General features: G+C 42.1%; 30 protein-coding genes, 1 pseudogene and 1 riboswitch. Of the genes and pseudogenes, 22 read left to right on the top strand and 9 right to left on the bottom strand.

Features of this window, described 5'->3' with window-relative positions; translation table 11 throughout:
• Nucleotides 1-66: 66 nt before the first annotated feature.
• The 3 genes from ACTWPX_RS06220 to ACTWPX_RS06210 all read left to right on the top strand — a co-directional run bounded on the left by ACTWPX_RS06220 (nt 67) and on the right by ACTWPX_RS06210 (nt 1,908).
• Nucleotides 67-702: a pyridoxamine 5'-phosphate oxidase family protein gene (locus ACTWPX_RS06220; protein ID WP_443118942.1), complete on the top strand. Its 636-nt coding sequence runs from the start codon at nt 67-69 to the stop codon at nt 700-702.
• A gap of 90 nt (nt 703-792) precedes the next feature.
• A complete protein-coding gene (locus ACTWPX_RS06215; RefSeq protein WP_443118941.1) occupies nt 793-1,575 on the top strand; it encodes a hypothetical protein in 783 nt (260 codons plus the stop codon).
• A 102-nt stretch (nt 1,576-1,677) separates the two neighbouring features.
• Nucleotides 1,678-1,908: a hypothetical protein gene (locus ACTWPX_RS06210; RefSeq protein ID WP_443118940.1), complete on the top strand. Its 231-nt coding sequence runs from the start codon at nt 1,678-1,680 to the stop codon at nt 1,906-1,908.
• Between the two features lie 152 nt (nt 1,909-2,060).
• Here the strand turns inward: ACTWPX_RS06210 and ACTWPX_RS06205 are convergent, their stop codons facing one another.
• The 3 genes from ACTWPX_RS06205 to ACTWPX_RS06195 all read right to left on the bottom strand — a co-directional run bounded on the left by ACTWPX_RS06205 (nt 2,061) and on the right by ACTWPX_RS06195 (nt 4,728).
• Nucleotides 2,061-2,672 (bottom strand): class I SAM-dependent methyltransferase, encoded by a 612-nt coding sequence (locus tag ACTWPX_RS06205; RefSeq protein WP_443118939.1) that lies wholly within the window; start codon nt 2,670-2,672, stop codon nt 2,061-2,063.
• Between the two features lie 138 nt (nt 2,673-2,810).
• Nucleotides 2,811-3,233, bottom strand: coding sequence for a universal stress protein (locus tag ACTWPX_RS06200; protein WP_128526654.1), 423 nt, complete (start codon nt 3,231-3,233; stop codon nt 2,811-2,813).
• Between the two features lie 34 nt (nt 3,234-3,267).
• Nucleotides 3,268-4,728 (bottom strand): SulP family inorganic anion transporter, encoded by a 1,461-nt coding sequence (locus tag ACTWPX_RS06195; protein ID WP_443118938.1) that lies wholly within the window; start codon nt 4,726-4,728, stop codon nt 3,268-3,270.
• Between the two features lie 227 nt (nt 4,729-4,955).
• Between ACTWPX_RS06195 and ACTWPX_RS06190 the strand changes: the two genes are divergently transcribed.
• A complete protein-coding gene (locus tag ACTWPX_RS06190; protein WP_443118937.1) occupies nt 4,956-5,375 on the top strand; it encodes a universal stress protein in 420 nt (139 codons plus the stop codon).
• 88 nt (nt 5,376-5,463) lie between these two features.
• Here the strand turns inward: ACTWPX_RS06190 and ACTWPX_RS06185 are convergent, their stop codons facing one another.
• Nucleotides 5,464-5,985, bottom strand: coding sequence for a peroxiredoxin family protein (locus tag ACTWPX_RS06185; RefSeq protein ID WP_443118936.1), 522 nt, complete (start codon nt 5,983-5,985; stop codon nt 5,464-5,466).
• A gap of 181 nt (nt 5,986-6,166) precedes the next feature.
• Between ACTWPX_RS06185 and ACTWPX_RS06180 the strand changes: the two genes are divergently transcribed.
• Nucleotides 6,167-6,355 carry a helix-turn-helix domain-containing protein gene (locus tag ACTWPX_RS06180; RefSeq protein ID WP_128526658.1) on the top strand — a complete coding sequence of 63 codons (189 nt, stop codon included), beginning with the start codon at nt 6,167-6,169 and terminating at the stop codon, nt 6,353-6,355.
• 431 nt (nt 6,356-6,786) lie between these two features.
• Here the strand turns inward: ACTWPX_RS06180 and ACTWPX_RS06175 are convergent, their stop codons facing one another.
• The 4 genes from ACTWPX_RS06175 to ACTWPX_RS06160 are packed head-to-tail and all read right to left on the bottom strand — an operon-like array spanning nt 6,787 to nt 10,355.
• Entirely contained in the window at nt 6,787-7,566 is a 780-nt protein-coding gene (locus tag ACTWPX_RS06175) for an energy-coupling factor transporter transmembrane component T family protein (RefSeq protein ID WP_443118935.1), read from the bottom strand.
• The gene (locus tag ACTWPX_RS06170; RefSeq protein WP_443118934.1) at nt 7,553-9,181 is read right to left on the bottom strand and encodes an ABC transporter ATP-binding protein; all 1,629 of its coding nucleotides are present in this window, start codon (nt 9,179-9,181) and stop codon (nt 7,553-7,555) included. The genes ACTWPX_RS06175 and ACTWPX_RS06170 overlap by 14 nt, the downstream gene beginning before the upstream one ends.
• Nucleotides 9,178-9,756 (bottom strand): ECF transporter S component, encoded by a 579-nt coding sequence (locus tag ACTWPX_RS06165; RefSeq protein WP_281975759.1) that lies wholly within the window; start codon nt 9,754-9,756, stop codon nt 9,178-9,180. Before ACTWPX_RS06165 ends, ACTWPX_RS06170 begins: the two co-directional genes overlap by 4 nt.
• The gene (locus ACTWPX_RS06160) at nt 9,756-10,355 is read right to left on the bottom strand and encodes a YkoF family thiamine/hydroxymethylpyrimidine-binding protein (RefSeq protein ID WP_443118933.1); all 600 of its coding nucleotides are present in this window, start codon (nt 10,353-10,355) and stop codon (nt 9,756-9,758) included. The genes ACTWPX_RS06165 and ACTWPX_RS06160 overlap by 1 nt, the downstream gene beginning before the upstream one ends.
• Nucleotides 10,356-10,448: 93 nt before the next feature.
• Nucleotides 10,449-10,552, bottom strand: a riboswitch (TPP riboswitch).
• Between the two features lie 266 nt (nt 10,553-10,818).
• On the opposite strand from ACTWPX_RS06160, the gene ACTWPX_RS06155 reads away from it, so the two are divergent.
• The 14 genes and pseudogenes from ACTWPX_RS06155 to ACTWPX_RS06090 all read left to right on the top strand — a co-directional run bounded on the left by ACTWPX_RS06155 (nt 10,819) and on the right by ACTWPX_RS06090 (nt 20,163).
• Entirely contained in the window at nt 10,819-11,208 is a 390-nt protein-coding gene (locus ACTWPX_RS06155) for a hypothetical protein (RefSeq protein WP_128526664.1), read from the top strand.
• 220 nt (nt 11,209-11,428) lie between these two features.
• Nucleotides 11,429-11,875, top strand: a complete 447-nt coding sequence (locus ACTWPX_RS06150; RefSeq protein WP_443118932.1) for a PH domain-containing protein — start codon at nt 11,429-11,431, stop codon at nt 11,873-11,875.
• A gap of 142 nt (nt 11,876-12,017) precedes the next feature.
• The gene (locus ACTWPX_RS06145) at nt 12,018-12,317 is read left to right on the top strand and encodes a YrhK family protein (protein WP_443118931.1); all 300 of its coding nucleotides are present in this window, start codon (nt 12,018-12,020) and stop codon (nt 12,315-12,317) included.
• Nucleotides 12,318-12,454: 137 nt separating this feature from the next.
• On the top strand, nt 12,455-12,835 hold the full coding sequence (locus ACTWPX_RS06140; RefSeq protein WP_443118930.1) for a hypothetical protein: 381 nt from the start codon (nt 12,455-12,457) through the stop codon (nt 12,833-12,835).
• A 214-nt stretch (nt 12,836-13,049) separates the two neighbouring features.
• The gene (locus ACTWPX_RS06135) at nt 13,050-13,388 is read left to right on the top strand and encodes a hypothetical protein (RefSeq protein WP_443118929.1); all 339 of its coding nucleotides are present in this window, start codon (nt 13,050-13,052) and stop codon (nt 13,386-13,388) included.
• A 20-nt stretch (nt 13,389-13,408) separates the two neighbouring features.
• Complete coding sequence (locus ACTWPX_RS06130) at nt 13,409-14,317, top strand: EamA family transporter (RefSeq protein ID WP_443118928.1); 909 nt, start codon at nt 13,409-13,411, stop codon at nt 14,315-14,317.
• A gap of 103 nt (nt 14,318-14,420) precedes the next feature.
• Nucleotides 14,421-15,341 (top strand): hypothetical protein, encoded by a 921-nt coding sequence (locus ACTWPX_RS06125; protein ID WP_443118927.1) that lies wholly within the window; start codon nt 14,421-14,423, stop codon nt 15,339-15,341.
• A gap of 51 nt (nt 15,342-15,392) precedes the next feature.
• On the top strand, nt 15,393-15,875 hold the full coding sequence (locus ACTWPX_RS06120; RefSeq protein WP_443118926.1) for a GNAT family N-acetyltransferase: 483 nt from the start codon (nt 15,393-15,395) through the stop codon (nt 15,873-15,875).
• A gap of 126 nt (nt 15,876-16,001) precedes the next feature.
• A pseudogene (locus tag ACTWPX_RS06115) lies at nt 16,002-16,373 on the top strand (DUF4306 domain-containing protein); the annotation flags it as partial.
• A gap of 408 nt (nt 16,374-16,781) precedes the next feature.
• Nucleotides 16,782-16,937: a hypothetical protein gene (locus ACTWPX_RS06110; protein ID WP_164908611.1), complete on the top strand. Its 156-nt coding sequence runs from the start codon at nt 16,782-16,784 to the stop codon at nt 16,935-16,937.
• Nucleotides 16,938-17,013: 76 nt separating this feature from the next.
• Entirely contained in the window at nt 17,014-17,373 is a 360-nt protein-coding gene (locus ACTWPX_RS06105; protein WP_443118925.1) for a VOC family protein, read from the top strand.
• Between the two features lie 149 nt (nt 17,374-17,522).
• A complete protein-coding gene (locus ACTWPX_RS06100) occupies nt 17,523-18,032 on the top strand; it encodes a GNAT family N-acetyltransferase (protein WP_443118924.1) in 510 nt (169 codons plus the stop codon).
• Between the two features lie 41 nt (nt 18,033-18,073).
• The gene (locus ACTWPX_RS06095) at nt 18,074-18,598 is read left to right on the top strand and encodes a GNAT family N-acetyltransferase (protein ID WP_443118923.1); all 525 of its coding nucleotides are present in this window, start codon (nt 18,074-18,076) and stop codon (nt 18,596-18,598) included.
• Between the two features lie 128 nt (nt 18,599-18,726).
• The gene (locus ACTWPX_RS06090) at nt 18,727-20,163 is read left to right on the top strand and encodes an MDR family MFS transporter (RefSeq protein WP_443118922.1); all 1,437 of its coding nucleotides are present in this window, start codon (nt 18,727-18,729) and stop codon (nt 20,161-20,163) included.
• 68 nt (nt 20,164-20,231) lie between these two features.
• On the opposite strand, the gene ACTWPX_RS06085 is transcribed toward ACTWPX_RS06090, so the two are convergent.
• The gene (locus ACTWPX_RS06085; RefSeq protein ID WP_443118921.1) at nt 20,232-21,599 is read right to left on the bottom strand and encodes a TrkH family potassium uptake protein; all 1,368 of its coding nucleotides are present in this window, start codon (nt 21,597-21,599) and stop codon (nt 20,232-20,234) included.
• Nucleotides 21,600-21,901: 302 nt separating this feature from the next.
• Here ACTWPX_RS06085 and ACTWPX_RS06080 point away from each other — a divergent pair, with 302 nt between their 5' ends.
• The 3 genes from ACTWPX_RS06080 (at nt 21,902) to ACTWPX_RS06070 (ending at nt 23,222) form a co-directional block, all read left to right on the top strand.
• The gene (locus ACTWPX_RS06080) at nt 21,902-22,540 is read left to right on the top strand and encodes a hypothetical protein (protein ID WP_128526678.1); all 639 of its coding nucleotides are present in this window, start codon (nt 21,902-21,904) and stop codon (nt 22,538-22,540) included.
• A gap of 81 nt (nt 22,541-22,621) precedes the next feature.
• On the top strand, nt 22,622-22,918 hold the full coding sequence (locus ACTWPX_RS06075; RefSeq protein ID WP_443118920.1) for an RNA polymerase alpha subunit C-terminal domain-containing protein: 297 nt from the start codon (nt 22,622-22,624) through the stop codon (nt 22,916-22,918).
• Nucleotides 22,919-22,970: 52 nt separating this feature from the next.
• A complete protein-coding gene (locus ACTWPX_RS06070) occupies nt 22,971-23,222 on the top strand; it encodes a hypothetical protein (RefSeq protein WP_443118919.1) in 252 nt (83 codons plus the stop codon).
• Nucleotides 23,223-23,275: the final 53 nt, after the last annotated feature.

Here is a 23,275-nt window from a genome sequence, read left to right as displayed (position 1 = left end):
TATTGGGTGGTTAACAATTTCCTATTTTACCGGGTTAAGTGAAAAAGCAGATAACGGAGGGAAGAAATGAACCGATTCCACCACGTCATCAAAGACGAAAAACAGTTGAGATCGTTAATCGGAGAGCCAAGTAAGCTTGTTAATAATAAAGTGATCGATTATTTAGACGATAACTGTGCAAAATTTATTGCTCAAACTCCATTTCTGACTATGGCAACGTCCGATCGTCAAGGCTTTTGCGATGTTTCGCCAAGAGGGGATGAGCCAGGTTTTGTGAAAGTGCTGGATGAAAAATGTTTAATCATCCCGGAGCGACCGGGTAACAAGCGGACTGATTCCATGCATAATTTGCTTTCAAACCCTCGTCTAGGACTGATCTTTTTTATTCCTGGGCTAGGAGAGACCTTAAGAATCAACGGCAAAGCGACTCTTGTTGTGGATGACGAATTGCTTGGACAAATGACGTTTAAAGGGAAGAAGCCGTTGATCGGAATTGGAGTAGAAGTGGAGGAGTGCTTCATTCATTGTGCGAAAGCGTTCAAGCGGTCCGGTCTCTGGAACCCTGACACCTGGAAGCGAAAAGAAGATCTGCCATCAGCTGCCAGATGCTTGTCGAACATACCAACCTTCCAGATATGGATGAAGAAAATATTAAAAAGCGTCTTGATAAAAGTTATACCGAGCGTTTGTATTAATGTATAAAAAGCTTTATACAAATGAGCCACTCAGCAATGGATTTCATCCGGTGGAGTGGGGCTTTGTAAAAAGAAAATATAGGGGAGCACACCACTAATGAAATATGCAATTTCAGTAACAGATACGACCATGACTGGACATATCGAAAAAAGCGGGTTGGAGGTTTTGAAAAGACTTGATTCTTATGCGGAGTCTTTGGCTGCTATAACAGATTATGAGGAGCCGAGAGGTATAGTATTTCATGACTTGAAGTCAGCCACGGAATTATACTCTGACATTCCCTTGCCTGCATATACTTCAAGAGATCTGATACATCTCACTCCATTGGTGGATACATGGAAAGATCTATTTCGCCAATCTGCCGGTGACTCAGAAAAAGCTCATATTTATTACGATAAGCTGGATATAAACGACATCGTTGAGATTGCAGCCCATGAACTCACTCATCATGCAGAATTTTTCCATGATGATTTTGATGAAATAGACGAAACGAATATGTGGTTTGAAGAAGGCCTTTGTTTTTATTTACCTAGAAAAATCATATTTTCAGAAGAGAAGCGTGAGGCGATTATGAAGGTGGAGAGTGATCTCATTCAACAATACAAAGATGAATATGGCGAGTATTCGCTTACCAAGTTCGGACAAGCGGGTTACCGGGGAGGCGAACGTTTCGAATATTCAGCAGCTTTTTATGATTACTGGAGAAGCACTAAGGTGGTGACGACTCTTGTTGAAAAGTATTACAATGGAGATGTAAACACATTAGTAGAAGCCTATCAGAAGTGGATAAATGAGGAAAATGATATTGGCCTCCACACATTTTTCGTACGTGAGCAGGAGATGAGCCGACAAGAGGCGTATCAATTATGGTTGTTTTGATGAGCAGGGAGGATGCTGATGAGCATACCATATGATGAATGAGAAATGATTAAGCGAATTTGTCGAGAAAATATCTCCATAAGGGTGTGAGGAAGAGATAAAGTGGAAGAATTCAAAACATATTTTTGGAAGCGTTTTTGGTTTGTTTTTATCCCTTTGTACGTGATAGCAATTGTCAATGAACCTCTAATCATGGATAATCCATTTGATGAATTCGAAGATATTGGTGTTTTTTTGTTTCACTCTGCCTTTTATTTTGTTGCTTATGGTTTCCTCACCGCTATGCTTATCAATATATTATGGCGTTTTCACAAGCGGAAACATGGACGATAAAGTGTAAATTCGTTTGTGCTGTCCGCCATCTTTCTTATCATTAATGGCGAATGTCGAGGACTCCAAGCTAAAGCTGACCTTTTATTTGGACTCCAGGAAGACAAAAAACTCCCCTTGGGCCGTCCAAAGCTCAAGGGGGAGTTTTTCAATTATCATTTTTTACAAACAGCTACACCTAACGGATAGTAGACTCCTTCTCTTGGAGGTTCAATGGTGACCCCACGCTGGTAAAAAATCTCTTTGTCCGTGAAATCTTCAAATAACGAGCTGAATTCTTCCGAGGTAAGCTGGAAATAGTGAAACGGTGACCCGCTTGGATGGTTTCTTCCTTTTCCGAACGGAGTGGAAAGGACGAGCGTGCCACCAGGCTTCAACAGATCATACATTCGCTTTATGAAAAGGCGGTCGTCTCTCACGTGTTCAATCGTTTCAAAGCTGAGGATCGTATCGAATTGACCGATGTGTTGCGGCAGTTCTGAATCCATCGCATCTCCTTGCTGGAAGGTAAGCAGAGGATGATAATAATTATGGACAGCATATTGCAGCGTATCTTCACAAATGTCCACGCCAATGATTTCATCGATTTCTTCTTTTCTTTCCTTTGCAACCATCACGCTACCGTAGCCCGTCCCACATGCAATATCCAGAACTCTTCCTTTTACGTAGGGGGTTGAAAAGGTATAGCGTGCGATGTGTTCCAGCAGCATATTGTTCATCGGATCCATTTCTTTCGGAATGACACGTTCACCGTTATCTTCTAGCATAAAATCATTTCACCGCTTTGTATTATTTTTTTGCTCTAGATATTATAACACAGCGGTCATCCGTGATGCTGATCGCTGTGTTAGTTTCCAACACGGATTATAAGAACAATTCAACACTGCAGTTGAAGGGGGGAGGCGTCACTTAACAACGATGACAGGAGATTGAATATACTTGACCAGTTTATGGCTGACACTCCCAAGAATCAACGTCTGTAACTTGTTGCGGCCACGGCTTCCGATCACTACACAATCATATTCATGCTCGTTGGCATATTCAGTAATTACTTCGGCCGGATTACCATGAAGGATGATGACTTCCGCTTTAACGCCCTTTTCTTCGATCTCCTGGACGCTGCCCAAGAATTTTTCTTTGCGTTTCATCGTAGCAGTATGGGAATCGCCATATTTTAAAACGTCTTCTTTGGATGATTCACCGTCTACAGCGTATATTAAATCGATAGTGACCTGATCTTTATATGGTTCCACCATTTTGAGAGTTTGTTCAATGGCTCTTGAAGAATGATCTGAACCATCTGTAGCTAGTAAAATTTTATTGAACATTTGTAGATGTCTCCTTTAACGTTAAATCTTTATTTTAATGGCCTGATTCTTTAGAAACTCCGCCCAGGCGGTTCAACAGGCGGTTACTTTCTCCATTAAGTCCAACGAACCGGACCGGTATCTGTTGAGCATGGAATTTCGCTTCCACATGATCAAGTGCACCAATTGCGGAATCATCCCAAAGGTGTGATTCGCTTAGGTCAATGACGACTTCATCTACATCGTCTTTATAGTTGATACCTTCTTGGAATTCGGTCACTGAAGCGAAGAATAACTGCCCTTGTACATAATAAATTTTCTTTCTGCCTTCATTGGCGTATAGTCCGAGGACACGCACCTTAGAAATTTTGACAGCAAAGAAAATCATGCTCAGGACGACACCAGCAAGAACACCATAAGCAAGGTTATGAGTGAGGACCACTGTCAGGACTGTGACTACCATTACTGCTGCATCGCTTAGCGGTACTTTGTGGAGGTTCTTCAAGGAACTCCAGTCAAAGGTTCCAATCGATACCATAATCATGACCCCGGCGAGAGCAGCCATCGGAATTTGAACCACAACCCCACCTAAGACGATGATCATGAACATCAATACAATTCCAGCGACAAGTGAAGAAAGTCTTCCGTTACCTCCTGATTTCACGTTGATGACAGACTGCCCGATCATTGCACAACCGGCCATTCCGCCGAAACATCCGGTCACGACATTGGCAATTCCCTGTCCACGGCTCTCTTGATTTTTATCACTATCTGTATCTGTCATATCATCGACAATGGAAGCAGTAAGCAGTGATTCGAGCAAACCGACAATGGTAAGTGCCATTGCGTACGGGAAAATGATCATCAACGTTTCGAAATTCAAAGGAATTTCAGGTAGAGCAAATAAGGGTAGAGTTTGTGTCAATTCTCCCATATCTCCAACGTTTCGTACACCGATATTCATACTGATCACAATTACAGATACTGTGACAATCGCTACTAAAGTGGAAGGTACAGCTTTTGTAATCAATGGGAAAAGGTAAATGATAGCAAGCGTCAATCCTACCAATACATAGATGATCCATGGCTCGTTTACAAAGTGTTGTAATTGCGAAGTGAAGATAAGAATTGCCAAAGCATTGACGAACCCGACCATTACGGAACGGGGGATGAACTTCATGAATCTAGCTAACTTGAAAACTCCGAATAAAACCTGCAGGATACCGGTTAATATAGTAGTGGCTAACAAGTATTCGATGCCGTGTTCAGCGACAAGTGTAATCATGACTAAGGCCATTGCACCTGTTGCCCCTGATATCATACCAGGACGGCCACCCATAAATGCGATAACAACAGATATACAGAAGGACGCATAAAGTCCGACCATCGGATCTACCCCTGCGATGATCGAGAAAGCAATCGCTTCAGGGATGAGAGCGAGAGCTACAACGATTCCGGAGAGAATGTCCCCTCGTATATTACCAAACCAATTTTGCTTTAATGATAAAGTTGACATAAATACCCTCTTCCTTTATTTAAAATTAAAGACCACTGAGTCTCGCAGTGATCAAATGCTTTCATTTGAAAAGTCTTGGTTTATTTTCATTGTTTATATTTAATAATCTTTTATAACCGACTATAATAGATTATAAGATAAAGCAATCATTTGCAATGGTTTTTTCATAGGTAAACGTTTACATGGATGAAAGTTTTATAATTTCCAATTATGAAGGGGATTTGATGATGTACAATCGCATTTTGTTAGCTTCTGATGGCTCTGCCCACGCCGCCCGCGCAGCCGAACATGCAGTGCATTTAGCGAAATTGGAAACGGAGGCAACGGTTACAGTTCTTTATTGCATTGATGGTTCTACTTCAAAAACGGATGTTTTAAAAGAAGATGACCGGACGCTGCTACTAGAAAAAAGAAAGAACCGGATTCAATCGACAGAAAAAGTGTTAGAAGAAGCAGATGTATCCTATGAAGTGGAACTCATTAAAGGAGACCCGGGGCCAAAAATCGTGGAATATGCAAATACCAACAAATTTGAAATAGTTGTAATCGGGAGCAGGGGTCTGAACGGCTTTCAGGAAATGGTTCTTGGAAGTGTGAGTCACAAGGTGGCAAAACGGGTGAACTGCCCGGTTATGATCGTGAAATGACAAAACCGCAAGCCTCGATTAGCGGCTGTATTTCACATTTTCTCAGACTATAAAAAAAGAGAGGATGTGTATGTGCATCCCCTCTTCGTTATTCTTCAGGCAGATTTTTCAGGTGTTTCTTAATAAGTTGTGCAGTAGCGGATAAATCCAGAGGAGACGGCCGTCCGAAGGGGCCTGTCTGCTTTTGCTGGAACATCAATTTACCTTCTTCGTTGATTAAGAAATAGGCAGGCTCTCCATGAGCCCCATGGTCTTCATAAGGGGCACCAGTTTTATGTGTGAAGACACCAAAGGCATCCAGCACTGTAAAGAACTCATCTACCAATACCGGAAAAGATAAACTTTCATGCTCCGCCATCTGTTTCAATGTTTTCTGGTTTTCTGCTGCAATCGCCGCTACTCTAATATTCATTGTACGGAATGTTTCCATATGATTCCCGATATCTTTAAGGGTTTTTATGCAATACGGGCACCAGGATCCACGGAAGAAAACGATCAAATGCCAGGCAGTTATATGGTTGTTTTTCTGTTCCTCAAAAGAATAAGTTTCCTTTGAAATTGTAGGAAGCTTGAAATTCGGTGCCTGGTCGCCCAGTTGTAAATCATACATACAGCTTTACCCCTTTTGATAGTCTGAAGTTTTTACTAGGATAGACGAAAATAGCGACTTTGAAACATTGAAAACGCTTCTATTATATATAGAATGAATTAATGTCAAAATTTCATTGAGATATTCCACCTAAACGTATAAACTGTTACTATACTTGAATTAAAAGGTAGGTCGCATTTCAATGGATCAAGAACGCGAAATCATGACAATTTCCCAAGTCGCTGATTACTTGCAAATCAGTGAGGTAACAACGTATAAATTAGTACAAGAAGGGCGCATCCCGGGCTTTAAAATCGGCCGGCACTGGCGCGTAAGAAGAGATGATCTCCGTGAATATATTGCAGGTCTCCAGCATGGTGAGAATTTATAGTGTATACAAAAGATGCTGGGACAAAATAATTTTTCCGCTAGAAAACCCGAACGAATTTCGTTCGGGTTTTCTTAATGAAGCAATAAATGCATACGCCGCTCCGGCAACATACTTGAGGCAACTGAAAAACCCTTTTCAATCTAGAGGAACAGTTAAAGTTTGTTGTTGCTTCTCACGAATCGCTTGTCGGTGGATGCTTGCCGCGGGCACGGCCTCAGCCCCTCAGAAAGCAAAGACGGCTTTCCGGCGTATTCCGCTCGTACTGTTCCCCCAGGAGGAGTCTACGTATGTTGCCTACGCTCCGTTTGATCCAATCCACACGATTGTTCGTCTTTTCCTGTGGCAGTTAGTGCTTTGTCCCAGCCCCTTTGTTTATGCTGACATTATCAGGTAACACCGTTTGGATAAGTTTTGCCAGATGATCAGTTGAGCTAAAGTTGACCATCATACCAGGCGAAATAACCAAAATGAATGGCTGCAACAATAACAATTCCAAGCATACCGAACATCATTAAAGGAAACGCCCAGTCTTTCCTGTGAATTTTCATCGGCCGGTAAAATGTGCGTGCACGTTCTCCTGTGAAACCTTTAGACTCCATCGCAATGGCTGTTCGTTCGGCTTTGCGGATCGCTCCTGCCAATAAAGGAATGGCAAACCGTTGATACTGTAGCCATTTTTCCTTGAAGGATTTTGCTTGGCCGACCCCTCGAACCCTGTGGGCAGCACGGACTTGTTGAAATTCGGTTCTCATCATAGGTAAAAACCGATAGCCGGCGAGGATTCCATAGGCTAACTTTGGTGGAAGTTTCAACTGTTGGATCAGGCTCAATATAAAGTGGACCATGTTCGTTGTGAAGACGAACAATAATGATAATGTTGCAAAAGCAAGAACTCTCAATGCTAAGGATACCGCAACCCAAAGATCCTCACTAGGAAACTCCCACAAGAGTATAGTGGTCGTATGCTGCGGAGCACTGGCAGGGTTCGCGAATGCGATGGTTGTCCACAACATTCCGAGTGCGAATAGAGTAAAAGGAATGAAATAAAAAAAGTAAAACTTTTTCCTGAAGGATCCGAATAAAAAGGTAATACCAACCGTCCAGACTATATAAACGAGTGGTGTGATCGGATCGAACAAAAAGGCGAGCACAAACACAACCCCGATAATCGTCAATGCTTTGACAGAGGGATTGATCTCATGAAGAAACATAGGATCGCCTCCTTTCCTCGATCATCTCTGTCATTGTGATACGTGGAGGCTTTTCGATGGAATACTTTTCGAGATCCTGGTGCTTCCACAATATCTCTGGTGATTTATCGAAAGCGATGGTTCCTTTGTCCATCACCACAACGCGCGTAGCGAACCTGTCTACGAGGTCCATGTCGTGTGTGATCATAATGATCGTTGTCCCTTGTTTATGCTTTTCCTGCAGCAAATCCATCAAACTTTCTGTCGAGCTGGCATCCTGCCCGAACGTCGGTTCATCAAGAAAAAGCATGCGTTGGTCAGCGACAATCATAGTGGCTACACTGAGCCGCCGCTTTTGTCCCTGACTCAACAAGAAAGGGTGTTGATTTTCCAGGCCTTCTAAACGGCAGAGTTGTAGTGTGTCATGAACCACTTCTTGTAAACGACTCTCATGTACACCTTCCACTTTCAGGCCGAATGCTACCTCTTCGAAAACCGAATCAGTGATGAATTGGTGTTCAGGATTTTGAAATACATAACCGATTTCGCTGCGCAACTGTTGTTCGCTCCATTTGCTTAAAGTACGATCATGCAAAGTGATCTTTCCGCTTGAAGGTTTCGTGATGCCTGCCAGCAGTTTGGACAAGGATGTTTTCCCGGTGCCATTTGCCCCGACAATAGCAATCCATTCTTTCTTATGAATAGCCAAATCAATGCCGTTTAAAATCTTTTTCCAACCAATATTGCGTGTTGCCAGCCATTTTTCTGTTTGCTCTGCAGTCTTTTCTCCAACAACAGGAAAATCACCGCCTGAGGCCACATAGTCAGCGATCGTTAACGGAAGATCCCCACACCAGTTATGACTTAGGGCCTGTTTTGTAGCATATGGCAAAGATATACCATGTTGTTGCAGGGCAGGGGCAGAATGAAGCAACCCTTCCTGAAGAGACCCATCATAATATACACTGCCGTCCATTTGTAAAATGAAAACACGGTCAAGGATTTCAACCCAGCCTTCCAGTTGATGTTCGATTACGACCAGGGTCAAGGAAAGATGTTGTTTCAGGTATCTCAGCAAATCGATGAATTCCCGGGTCGCGATTGGGTCGAGGTTTGCTGTCGGCTCATCCAAAATGAGTACCTCAGGTTCCATCGCTAGCACACAGGCGAGTGCCAGCTTTTGTTTTTGCCCCCCAGAGAGTTGTGCGATCGTTTTTTCTTTATATTCAAACAAACCTACCCATGTTAAGACTTCCTCGACTTTTGCTCTCATAGCATTTAATGGCATAGATAAATTTTCTAATCCAAAAGCGACTTCATCTTCCACTGTGAGCATACAAAATTGTGTTTCAGGATCTTGGAAGACGACACCAATATGCTTGGAAATTTCACCTGGTTGATAATCGTTTGTTCTCTTTCCGTGTACCCATACTTCCCCACTCATCTCTCCATCAAGTTCTCTCGGGTATAGTCCATTCAAACAATGGGTGAAGGAACTTTTTCCAGAACCGCTTGGACCGAGGATCAGCATATCATCACCCTCCATTATGGAAAGCGAGACATCCTGCAGCACCGGTGTTACACAATCTTCATAAGAAAGAGTCAGGTTCTCTGTACGTAGGATTTGTTTAGTCATGCTGCTCGTTGCTTTCTGCGTTCTTTTCCTAAGGCAAAGCTTGAGAGTACTCCCGTTTTTGCCAGAGAGTCACTGAGTGCTTTTCCTAGGACGCCTGAAATTAGCGCACCACTGATGATGCGGACAATGAACATGGCCAGTACATAACCGGTACTTAATGCAGCGAAGCCTGAGAGGAAGTAACCCCATACGAAACTGAAGACGGCAGCCATCATACCGGCGAGCATCAAAGTGAATAAATCATAGCGTTTATAACGGGTCATTGCGAACGCCGATTCTGCTCCAAGACCCTGGATCATCCCAGTTACCATCAATATCGGTCCCACCGCATTACCAAGCAACACTTCGACAGTGGCAGCAATTGTTTCTGATAAAAAGGCAGCACCGGGTTTGCGGATAATATAGGCAGCGATGATGGATACAATGAACCAAATCCCGAAGATGAAATCATAGCCGATAGGTCCGAAAAAACCGACAAGAATTTTCCCCACAGGTAGAAACGCGAGGTAGACGACGGCGAATACAACAGAAAGTACGGACATGACGACAATCTCTTTAAGCTTCCAGCTATTCATCATTCAGTCTCCTTATGTGAAGGACTGTTGGCTGATACAGTGACCGTCATCACCGTATGCGAAGAACCGCTTGCTTCTGTTTCACGAAAGACATCTTCAAGCCCTGTGAAAATATCATGCGTATCCCCGTCCAGTCTTGTTGAATAATGAGCAGGGGAGACTTCAACCCCTTTTGATTTCATGGCTTCTATTTGTGCGTAAATGGTATCCATATAATCACCGCCGCCCATAGGATATAATGAAAATTTAGCCGCAATCGGCAGGCGGAGGCCCGTTACATTCGTTTCATTCAGACGTTCAGACGACTCATCCATATACACATCTCCGGATGTATCTCCAGGGCATCCGATCGAAAAAGTACCTTGAAACGCTACGTGGACACCAGTTTTCGCGATATGCAAAAGAATTGCTTTCGTTACATCAAAAACGTGTTCCATTCGCCCTCTCACAGTTGTAGTCACATCATCGGTATGCAGCCATACTTTTGATGTATCGACCTCTTTCAAACTATCCATAATGTACGTAACAAACTGATCGGACATCGGGTGCACCGAAAAGGAGCAGCCCACAATACGAGAATTTTCACATACTTGATTCATTTTTATTCCTCCTTTTTTTAAAGCACAAAAAAACTGCATCCCATGGGAATGCAGTCCAACTATCGAAAAAGGAAGAACCTTGAAGGTCTTCGGCGAGAGCCGACTGCACTTCCCCACGCTAGTATTATCTAGTTCGGGTGCCAAGGGTCGGAATTATTTCCTCTCAGCCGCGTTACGCAGCTCCCCTAGTGCTAATCAATGGTTATGCAGTTATCGTACTTTGATTTCATAGTAGCGGATGTCGCTGGATTTGTAAACGGTTTGTCTTCAAGAGTTTTATTTAGTCCCTTTCGCGGGTTCTGCTTGGGGGAAAAATCTCTGATCGTCGAAAAACTTGGGCGATGTATAGTTCTTCATTGAAATCCGCAAACAAATTTGTATGTTTCACCTGAGCACCTTGTCCACACTTAACACCTCCTGAAACATAGATTAGTAATAGTTTTATATGGAAGGAGGTGGTCATATGATAGGGCTGAAAACAGTATCGACTGGCGTATTAAGAAAAGAACCTGTCACTATATCCGCTGTCGTCAACCTTGTTAATACAGGGCTGAGTTGTGAACAAGTCGTCATTGAAGTATGGAATTGGAGTTCTTATTCAAATCCTGTACAATTGCCGGTATTAATCGGAAATAACCAGCCAGTTGACTTCCCATACTCTCTTCCCGCTGGTAACTTAGCTGTGATGTACACGAATCTTTCAGGAGTTTTATTCTACGAAGTACGTGTAACTTATGCGGAAGATACGAATATCGTTGTAAACAGTTTTGGCAGAAGTAATGCATTAGCTGCTCAAGAAGGGAACACAGTCTTGAATAATCAATTTGTGCAAATTGAGAGCGACTGCTCCTAGTAAATAAAGATAGGATGCTTCTTAAAATGGAGCATCTTTTTGATTTTGCGGATGTTTTAAAAAATTGGAGTAAAAAGTACCAGATTATTGAAACTATTTGTGGTTTTCCATCGTATTAATAATGAAAGCGATTGTACAAGACTTAGGAAAAAAGCCTGATACGGCACTGGATAAATGATTCTTTGTTTCAAAACCTAATCTCTATGGAAGGGGGACCGTTATGTATTTTCCTTCGAAAAAAGATTCCTGGTTAGCAATGATTCTATGGGGTGTTGTTCTAGTATGCCTGATAGATGGAATTTTCAACTTCCAATGGGGAGTTTACATGCTGCCGTCGCCACTTGATGGTTATTTTATGAAACTGGCAGTTCTGCTCATTATTAGCGGATCGTTATTGTGGGTCTGGTTCCGCACCGGGTACAAAATCGGGGAACAGTGGCTGATCGTCCATTTTGGTCCAATTAAGAAAAAGATTCCTTTAGAGGAAATAGGGAAAGTGTTTCCAAGCAAAGATCCATTCATTGCTCCCGCACTATCCGTAAACCGCTTGGAAATCCATTATGGCAATGGGCGTTATGTGAAAGTTTCTCCGAAAGATAAGGGGTTGTTCCTGAAACAATTAAGAGAAAAATTGACCCGCAAGGAGAGTCCTTATGATCATAGTTGAAAAGCTTATGAAAGCAGGAGGAAAGGAAATTCCTTATACTCACATCAAAAATGGTGGATCAAAAGTCTGCTTTATGCTGTCAGGAGGGTTCCTTTGATTTTTCTTCCGCTAATTCGGGTAACGAAAGAGTGGAGGTGTTCGTATGACAGAGGAAGTAGATGAACAGGAGCAAACAAAAGATGAATATGTAGACTTGAAGATGGGTAAACATGATGTATTTTTCAAAAAGAGTTATGAGATTCTCTACACCTTGAATGATTTCTTATTAGGGCTCTGGTTCCTGATCGGAAGTGTGTTTTTTTATTTTGAATCAACGAAAATGTGGGGAGTCACGCTATTTGTGCTGGGAAGTATTCAAATGCTGATCAGACCGACGATTCGTCTTGTCCATCGTTTTCATCTTCGTAAGATTTACTCCCAGGAGTATGAAAATAAACTATAACGAGATTGTGTTCTGGTAGAGATTGAACTTGGATTTTTCCAAAGCACTGCAAATTTGGCGATACAGGTGGATTTTTCAAATTTTTCCATTCGTGGTACGCTTTTCATAAAGCAACAAATAATAAAGGGTGAACCGTTTTGAGATTTTTCTTAGTTATCACTATGTTCATATTGCTCACTGGGTGCGGTGTTTCCAGCCAACCTGTCCAATCTATTGAAGGACCGGTCACCTCTGTGAAAATCGGCGGTATCGAAGTCGAGTGTTCGGCTGCAGTGAAAAGGAATGTCACAGGAGCTGCTGCTGCTACTGAAGAAGGTTATCCATGTCTTGTACTTATGCCTGAAGATATCCCGGTAAAAACGGCGGATGGTGACACTGTGAGCATGCAAGCCTTCCGTGAACAAGCAAAAGAAGAGGATATGCTTGATGTGAAGGTGGTTCTCGCCAATGAAAAAGATATTGGTGAAGATCCTGAAAGCAGGGAATTGACCGCTGCAGAAGTGGTCATTCTGGATTGAGAATTCTTTGCCTCAAAAGATTGAAACGGAAAATTCTGCTGGTCGGCTTTACTTGTGCGTGACGGCAAGTTTGATATTATATTTTGCAGAAGCGTCCCCTTGCTTTCCATCCCCGCTTTTTCATTCCAGGATACGAAGGTTGATGGATAGGTTTTGTTTCACCTTCTGATATATGCTCAACCACTGCATCAGAAATATGAAAAGGAGAGACGGTATGAAACGAGCGCTTTTCTTTTTTCTTATGATCCTTATATTCACAGCTTGTCACCCTGGGCAGGGGGAAGGTGGTCTCCTTTCTAAAAAACAAGTCCTCACCATCAATCCAGATGCTGACTACATAGAAATGAAAGATGGAGCGGTTTATACACATGGTGTCGATTGGATTGAAAAAAAGGACTATATCAAAGGGGAAAGAGTGGGGATCGTTGAAGAGGGAATGGCGAACCACCTGCCAGTAGGTGCTGAACTTTATACAACAAAAGAGCCCTCGGGCGTATTGATTGCTGAATACAGTGGCAACACCAAAAGGTATTTAGTCGCTATGGGCGAGTAGCATAAAAAGGAGAAAGTCATATGAAGCTTAAAGGCAGCCTGTTGGTATTGATCGGAGCTGCAAGTTTCGGGTTTACACCGATTTTTGTAAAAAAAGGTTTCGAATATGGATACACACTGGGGCAGTTGAATATTACACAAATGGTTATCGCCTTCGTTCTATTATGGGTGTTGTGCCTATTTAAGCGATTATCCATCAAGGACATGAATAGAAAAGATGCGCTTCAAGTAATGCTGACAGGAACATCCGTCGGTTTGACCGGCATTTTTTATTATGGAGCCATGCAGTACCTGCCAGCATCACTTGCTATCATATTATTGTTTCAATTTGTCTGGGTCGGGATGATTTATGAATGGATTTTCAGTAAAAGCAAGCCAACGAAAATCAATATGATTTCAATGGTAGTGACATTGACGGGTGTGTTCTTTGCCTCGGACGTTTTTCAGGGAGAAGTATTAGATTTGCCGGGAATGGGGATTTTACTAGGTTTCCTCTCAGCAATTACCTATGCTGGTTTCATCTTTTTCAGTGGAATCGTCGCCCCGAAAACTGACCCTGTGCTGCGCAGTTGGTTTATGGTTACGGGTTCTACCATTCTTATTCTGATCGTGTTCATGAAAGATATCCCGACAATCCAGGTGACCGACGGAAGGCTTTGGGTGGTAGGGGCCGGCATCGCTCTGGTCGGTGCGGTCATCCCCCCGTTGTTTTTTGCTGGAGGAGCCCCGCACATATCAGGGAGGCTGGCCAATGTGCTCGGTTCTGTGGAATTACCAGTCGCGATCATTTCCGCTATGGTGATTTTGTCCGAAACGGTCACACTTTTGCAATGGCTAGGTATTCTCCTGATTATTTGTGCGATATTGATTAATGAATTCGGCGGTAAATTGATGTATTCTTACCGAGAAGCTGTCGATAGAAGTGGCTGAGCTTATCTGGAAAAGGGACATCCCCACTAATGCCTATATTAGGGCGGTCATAACGATTGTTCATTGTTTATAATAGAAAATTCATTATAGAAGGAGCATGGACATGAAAACTTCTTTCAACAAAACGGATGAGTGGATGAAGAGAAACGCCCGGCCATTAGAGGCAGCCAGGTGGGAGTATCTTTTTCAAGAAGGGGAGGAAGACCGAGTACTCGATATTCTGGCTGCGTTCCAAAATGAAGATGGAGGGTTCGGTCACGGCATAGAACCTGATTTCTGGCTGCCTGCATCCTCACCGATGGCCACTTGGGCAGCGGGTCAGGTACTGAACGAAATTGGAGCCGATTCACAAGAAAAAATCGTCCAGTCTATGAAAGAATATCTACTAGAAACCTATGAACCCGAATCAGGAATGTGGCCTTCTGTCCTCCCTGAAACCAATCACTACCCTCATGCTCCTTGGTGGCACTGGAAAGAGGGTGTTCAAGATAACTGGATGTTCAACCCTGGTGCTGAACTGGCAGGATACCTCATCAAGTGGTCGATAGAGGGGAGTGAAGCGGAGAAAACAGGCTGGTCCAGTGTCGGAAAAGCTGCTGCCCGGCTGATGGAAACAGAAACCATGGATAGCCATGAAATCTGCAATTATCAACAGCTGCTTAAGCTGTTAAAGCCGGATGCTTTCACCCAATACACCTCTTATTCCTACTCAGAATTACAAGATAAAATAAATGAATTAGCTGAAAATTGTATAGAAAAAGACACCGCTAAATGGGGATCAGGTTACCAAACACTTCCTCTTGATATAATCGATCACCCTGGACACCCTTTGGCTGGGAAGTATAAGCACTTGATCGAACAAAACCTGAATTATTATGAAGGTCAATTAAATGCAGATGGAATCTGGGAAATCTCCTGGAACTGGGGCGATGCTTCCGATGCCTTCATGGTTAGTCAGCAATATTGGAAAGGTGTGCTGGCAGTCGATCGATATCAGCTTTTCCAAGCCTTCGGTTACTATTAAGGATATAAGCATTCGACTGGAATAGCTGAAAGTCGAAACGGGGTGTTTTGAATGGAAATAGTAAACGTAGAAGCAATATCGGATACAATCATCCGTGATTTTTTAGAGTTGCACTGGGGGAGCACGAAGATGGTGGTCTCCAGTGGGAGTTATGATTGCACAATACTCGATGGATTTGCGGCATTAAATGATCAAGCTCGACTTATCGGCTTAGTCACCTACATCATCGATGATGATGTAGGTGAAATCATATCCTTGGATAGTATTGTTGAAGGTGAAGGCATAGGCACAAGTCTTATTCAGTCTGTTGAAAAGACAGCAATGAATTTGCAATGTCGAAAGCTTACACTTATCACAACCAATGACAATCTGGCTGCCATTGCTTTCTATCAAAAAAGGGGATTCCGATTTTCCCGCATCTTACATAATGCAGTAGAACAAGCGAGAAAAATCAAACCAGAAATCCCTATGACTGGTAATCACGGCATTCCAATAATTGATGAAATAGAAATGACCAAAAGATTAAACCCGTAACAGGAGGGACAAATAATGAGGTATTGGGCGCAAGCGGTCTTTAATATCTGTGTTTTATTCGGAGCGGCTCTTGTCACCTGGTACGAGGGAAGTGCTATCCGAATGAATCCGTAGGAATGGAAGTATAGTGCTCATTTTTCACAAATGTTCCATGGAGAAGTCCATACGGAAACAGATATCTTAGCGAGCGATCACTTCATTTATGCAGCAAAATTCAAACCATTTTTTCCACTCATTATGGCTGGTTGTATTCTTCATTTGATTGTATTGACAGGCTTTGGATTATTGAAAAAGGAAGCAAAAAAACTTGCCTTGTACCTATCTCTTCTTGGTGTTTCCCTTTTCATTTGCAGTGGGATCGTTTTTCAATCGCCTGCCTCTGGACTGAAACTGTTTTCCGCCTTTTTTCTAATGACAGGTATAGCGTGTATCCTAATGGCATTGCTGATCAAATCTCCCATTTACCAAAATAGAATCTCTGGAAAATTCATCAGCTGATGAATTTTGTAAGATTAACAGGTTCTTTGATGGTGCTCAGTGGAATCCTCCTTCTGTTGTCAAATGCTGATGATACCTTCCATATGAATAACTTGCCCTATATGTTGATCATTCTCGGACTTATGCTTATTATTACTGTCACGATTTTGCTTCAAAAGGAAAGCAGTCTGCTCTGCCGTGTTGGGTTTCATAAATATGAACGCATGGGCTGGGGTGAGGAAATGCCAAATCTTGAAGTCGTAAAATGCCAAAGGTGTAACAAAGAGAAGAAAGTAATGAGGACTTTTTAAGCGGAACTTAAGATTGGCCGTATTATCTGAGATGTGGACCCCCCAGCCAGATGTAGGTTGTGAACAAAGAAGTTTCTGTATGGTAGAGGTGCAACCTGGATTTTAGGAGGTAGTTTGTATGATTGCAGGACAGTTAGCAGCATTATTTCTCTTTATCGGTATCCCGCTTCTTTTCCTCGTCCTTATTGCTTTTTTAGTGAGAATAAAAAAACAATTGACTAGGGTAGAAGAAGAATTGAAGGAGATGAAAAGAAAGCAAGACGACCGTCCATAATTCCTGGAAGTATTTCCACTGATTATAACTCTTGAACTATGGAAGGGACCTGAAAATATTAGGAGGTTGCTGAATCATGATTGAAAGGTTAGATACAGTCTGTTTAAAAGTCCGCGATGTCATTGAGTCCAGTAAGTGGTATGAAGAAAAGTTAGGTTTCACTGTTTCTTTTGAGGGTGAAGGTTACAGAGTGCTCAGTATTGGGGAGAGCAGCGTTCCCTTAACCATAGAGGAAGGAGAAGTGGAACCAGGCAGAAGCAAATGCTATCCGATTTTCTATTCAAAAAATATTGAAACTACATATAAGAAACTTCAATCAAAAGGTGTGCAGGTGAGCGAAATACAAAATGATGACGTGAACCACTTTTTTGACGTATACGATCAGGATGGCAACCGTATGCAAATCTGTTTCTTTTCTCAAAACGGAGAAAAATAATATGGAGCTCTAGTTATTGTTCACTCAATTTTTTTATATCCTGCTCTATTAATCCCACAACCATTTTTTGCAACAATGATATGTTTTTTTATACAATTCAATGGTCATCTAGTAAAATTCGATTAAATGGATATAAGGGAGTGGGGAGAATGAAAATCAGAGAAATGAAAACTAATGAAATTGATGACATAAAAACACTTCGGCTGGAAAGTTACAACGAATACGAAGAATTACTTTCCGAAAATCATTGGAGTGTATTGAAAAAAACGCTTCTGTCTGATTATGATTTAAAAACAAATGCGAAAACATTTGTGGTTGAACTTGATGACAACATTGTTGGGAGTGTTGTTTTATTCCCTCCTTCCATTAAAGCTTATGATTGGAATGACAGTGTTCAAAACTATCCGGAAATTCGTATGTTGTCCGTTAACCCTTCTTTTCGAGGGAGGGGGATTGCGAAGGCTCTTCTCAAACATTGCATTCAGGTCTCAAAAGAAGAAAAACATTCCCGCATTGGTCTTCATTCCGCTTCTTTCATGAATGCGCTGCCTCTTTATGAAAAGTTGGGGTTTGAGCACTTTCCAGAACTCGATTTCGAGCCCCTGAATGATGGAATAATAGTCCAGGGGTTTATCAAGGATTTGAAAACAGGCTCCTAGAGACTCCTAACAAAGAAAAACAATTAGAAAGGTTGTTGGAAGTGGAAAGAGAGCTCTATTTAATTGCACCAACTGTAGAAATAAAAGAAGAATATTTGGCTTTCTATAAGGAATGGAAGGAAAGCGGAGAAGTCATGACTCCGTGGGTGATCGAGAAAGATCCTTCTGACTTTGAAAATATGGTCCAATATTTGAGCAGCAATGCAAGAGGAGTGAATTTACCTGAAGGCTGGGTGCCTGACTCGACTTACTGGTTGACAGACGAAAACAAGAAAGTATTGGGTGCCGTGAATATCAGGCATTCGTTGACGGAACTGCTGATGAATGCGGGAGGACACATTGGATATGGGATCAGACCCTCTGAGCGTAAGAAGGGTTATGCCACTCGTTTGTTGGAACTTTCGCTTTTGAAAGCTAAGGAATTAGGAATCAAGAGAGCCCTGGTCGTATGTGATGAGAGTAATATCGGCTCTTTGAAGACCATCCTGAACAATGGCGGCCATCCAGATGAGGATTTTATTGAGGAAGATGGGAATGTAGTGAAAAGATTCTGGATAAATACTTAGCTTTACCCGGTAGGAACTTCTTATTATGGGAAGTTCCTTCTTATTTTGATGCTTAAGGGTTGCAAATTAAATGAGAATAGTGAAAGATAGATAAGTATTTATTTTTCACATGTGTTACGGAGGATATTATGGAAACTACACTTAATCGAAAAATTATTCTTATTACCTTTATGATTGGTGCGTTTTTTGCTGTTCTGAATGAGACGCTTCTCAATATCGCTTTGACAGAACTTATGGAAGTTTTTGGTCTGGATGCACCGACAGTCCAATGGATGGCGACAGGATTCATGCTTGTCATGGGAGTTTTGATGCCGATCTCTGCACTATTGATCCAATGGTTTACTACAAGGCAAATGTTCATCGGTGTCATGTCGATCTTTTTGGCAGGGACGATCATTGCGGCATCTGCTTTCAATTTTCCGATGTTACTGACAGGTCGGATGGTTCAAGCCGTTGGTACGGGATTGTTGATCCCGGTCATCATGAATGCACTGTTGCTGCTCTATCCACCTGAAGTGCGCGGGAAAATCATGGGAACGTTCGGCCTTGTCATAATGTTCGCACCAGCGATCGGCCCGACACTATCAGGCGTTATCGTAGACTTTCTAGGCTGGCGCTGGCTGTTTATTACAGTGATCCCATTCGCCGTCTTCTCGATACTTTTCGCTGTTAAATACTTACAGAATGTTGGAGAAGTGACCCGTCCGAAAGCTGATTACTTCTCCATCCTATTATCATCCATCGGTATAGGAGGAATCGTCTACGGGTTCAGTAGTGCTGGTGAGAGCGGAGAAGGCTTTGCGTCCATCCAGATCCTGACGGTCATCGGTGTCAGTCTTGTCAGTTTGATTCTTTTCGTCCTCCGCCAGTTGAAATTGGAGGAGCCTTTGCTTGATGTTCGTGTATTTACTTATAAAAGCTATGCCAGGGGCATCACCATTTTCGTCATCGTCATCATGGCGATGTTCGCTTCTGAAATAGTCATGCCGATGTACTTGCAAGGACCTCTCGGGTTTTCTGCGAAAATGGCCGGGTTATTGCTGTTACCAGGGGCTTTATTGAATGGTTTGATGTCACCTGTCATGGGGACTCTCTTCGATAAATTCGGGCCGAGGAAGCTGATCATTCCCGGATCTCTGGTCTTAGTGGGTGTGATGATTTTCTTCAGTAATATCAATCCATCAATTCCGGTATGGTCGTTCATCGTCGCGTATATTTTATTGATGCTGGCAGTTTCAGCCATTTTGATGCCTGCCCAAACGAATGCATTGAACGAGCTGCCTAAGCACTTGTATCCACATGGTACAGCGATTGCCAATACTTTGCAGCCGATCGGTGGCGCTCTTGGTGTATCGATTTTCGTAAGTATCATGAGTCAAGGGCAAAAAGGTTATTTGGGCGGCCAAACAGGTGCTATTACTGGGGAAGTCAGGAATCAGGCGATGACAGCCGGTGTCCACCATGCCTATTGGTTTGCCCTTGGCTTATGTGTCGTGATTTTTGTGATTTCTCTTTTTATCAAGAAAGCCATTGCACCAGATTACGAACCAGAAGAGAATGTATAATAGAAAACCACTTCCCGTGAAGGAAGTGGTTTTTTTCATGTTCCGATACATTGTTTGTAGCAGAGTCATCAACCGATGATCATCGGTTCTTTTGGATAATGATAACGATCTTTGGACACTTTCCCTCTGATGATAAATAGGAAAGAGAAAATTCCGATTCGACCGATGAACATCAAGGCAATGATGATTATTTTTCCTGCCCAATGTAAATCCGCTGTGATGCCCATGGATAAGCCAGTGGTCCCGAACGCAGAACATGTTTCAAATATTATTTGCATGAGAGTGAATTGCGGTTCGAAAAAATTTAATAATATGACTGCGAGTCCGGTAATGGCAATGGCCGTATTGATGACAATGAACGAACGAAAAATATCCTCAGGGTCAATCTCACGCCTGAATACCCGCACACTGCTTTTTCCACGTGCGTATGAAATCACACTGAGGAGTGTAATGGCAAACGTGGTTGTTCGAATTCCTCCTCCTACACTACTGGGAGAAGCACCAATGAACATAAGGATACAAATGACCAGCAATGTTGGTGTACTAAAGTCACTAACATCCATCGTTGCGAGTCCGCCGTTACGGGTGGTTACAGATTGGAACAGGGAGAAGAATAATGCTTCATGCCATGATTTCCCTTCAAAAAAATGATTGCGATCAAGCAAATAGATGAGCACCGTACCAACAAAAACAAGGGCACCGAAAGTGATAGATGTTAATTTAGCAAATAAGGAAAAGTTAATGAAGTTTTTTTGCTTATGGGTAAGGTAATCTTTTATTTCGATCAGGACTGGAAAGCCGATCGCCCCAAGGGTAAGTAAAAGCATATTGATGAACTGCACAAAGTAATCATCCTCAAACATCACAAGAGATGTACCGGTAATATCAAACCCGGCATTTGTTGTCGCACTTACAGAGGCGAACATCCCCTGGACGACGGATTCTCCGACAGTCGGGAAATATTGTGTGAAATAGACGCTTAATATTAAAGCACCGACAGCTTCAATAAGGATGATAATCAAAAGAATTTGTTTGATGAGTTTGACCATCCCGGCAAACGTAGAGCGGTTTTGGTCAGTTTTGATCAGCTCCCGGCTTTTCAAACCGATTTTTTTACCAAGCATCAACCATATGAACGTCCCTAATGTCATGACACCGATCCCGCCGAATTGAAGGATGAACATAAGGACAAAATAGCCGGGTGTATTGAAAGTATCTGCTGTTGAGATAACAGTCAGACCAGTTACGCTGACTGCACTGACAGCAGTAAATAGAGAGTCAATGAAGCTGATATGCATGCCTTCTTTATGTAAAAAAGGTAAACTGATCAAGATCGTTGAAATAACTACAGCGGAAAGATAGAACAATACGATCACTTGAAAGGGAGTAAGCTTATCAAAAAATTTATAGAATTTCTTTTTATACGCATAGGACATGGCTGGAGCTCCTTATTTTGACACATCGACTGAGTAATAAACCCTATATGGAGTTTATATTTTTATCATGGATTTGACAACAACATTTTACTTATTTAGTAATACTTCAGATGAATGGCTTAGGATACATTCAAGCTATTTCGAACACACACTGCTTTAAATATATCATCAAATTTCGCAATAGTACCGTATCCTTGAATGAAAAGTGAAATTTGAGATGTAGAATAAACGGAAATTTGATAACCTGTTTACAACATACCATAGGTGGAAAGTGAAGAATATGGTAACTGAAAGGAGGAGCTATGCATAAAGTATATCTTTCCATTATCGCGCTGATGTTAGTTGCTTTTTTCATGATGTTTTCATTCACTGAAGAAAAGAACCAAGAACAAAAGTTACCAAAGGAAGTAGAACAGGAGTCTTCAGAAACTGCTTCAAATAAAAATCCAGATAAACTTGTCATTGATGCAAGCGTCTTTAAAGAATATTTTTCCGATGTGAAAGCGGAAGACCCTAATTTAGAAGGTTCTGAAAGTGTAAGTATTAAAACAGACGAAATTCCTGAAGACCGACATAGGCAAGTGGCTGCTGGTTTACTTATAAAAGCGAAAAAATACATTGATGCTAATGGGGAATGGGTACGAACTCCCGGCAATAAAGAGCCTGACTTGAATTCTCCCACGAATGCTCAATTAAAGGAACTTATGCAATTGAAGGACACGGAACTGGCAACGAGCATCATCCAGAAATCTGTGCTCTTAAACGATGCCGAAGACCTGATTGAGGATGAAGAAATAAGTAAACAGCTTAAAGATGTTTCTGAAAAACTGATAGAAATTGAAATATATGAAAAAGAAACCTTCTATGACTTCAGCCTGGCATATAAAGAATACCAAGAGTGCGTCAAGCTCATTCTTGAGATGACTGCAGATATAGAATAAGATGGATGTAATAACGGACACTTTAAACGGGAGGAAATCCACCAGCCTTTCTGGGAAGTGAAACAAAGGAGCGAAGCATTTATGACTACATCAAACAAAGAATCAAGGACTTGCAGCCAGGGTCATACGTATTATAAAAGCAGTGCCTGTCCAGTTTGCCCCATTTGTGAGGATGAACAAAAGCCCGACCAAGGATTCCTTTCAAAACTTTCTGCCCCGGCAAGACGTGCTCTTGAGAATCATGATATACATTCTTTGCGGGATCTATCCACATTAAGTGAGAAAGAAGTGTTGAAGTTTCATGGGATGGGTCCAGCATCTCTTCCCATACTAAAAAAAGCCTTGGATTCAGAAGGCCTTACGTTCCGGTCAAAATAGAACCAGTTTATTCATAACCGTAGCGGTATTGTCGATTGGCGAATTATTGTATGTGCCGACAAGACAATCAATATTAGCTGATATAGTAGATGATTCAAGGCGAGGGGCTTATATGGCTTTCAATGGATTGGTTTTTCAACTCGGAAAAATGCTGGGAGCTTTGGGTCTCATTCTTGGAAATATTCTCGGTGGGTATGGCATGGGGATGTTTTATTTTGTCCTTGTGGTTGCAGGGATCTTTTTCTCAAGTGTTGCAATCAGGGGACGAAAAGCGCCGATTGCCGAATTCCGTGCAAGTAGTTGAATATAGCATCATTTCATAGCAAAAAGAAAACCAGATCACAGAAAAGCGTGATC

Origin of the sequence: Halobacillus sp. H74, from assembly GCF_052246715.1 — a bacterium.
GTDB classification, from domain to species: Bacteria; Bacillota; Bacilli; order Bacillales; family Halobacillaceae; genus Halobacillus; species Halobacillus litoralis_A.
This window is presented reverse-complemented; position numbering and strand designations above follow the sequence as displayed.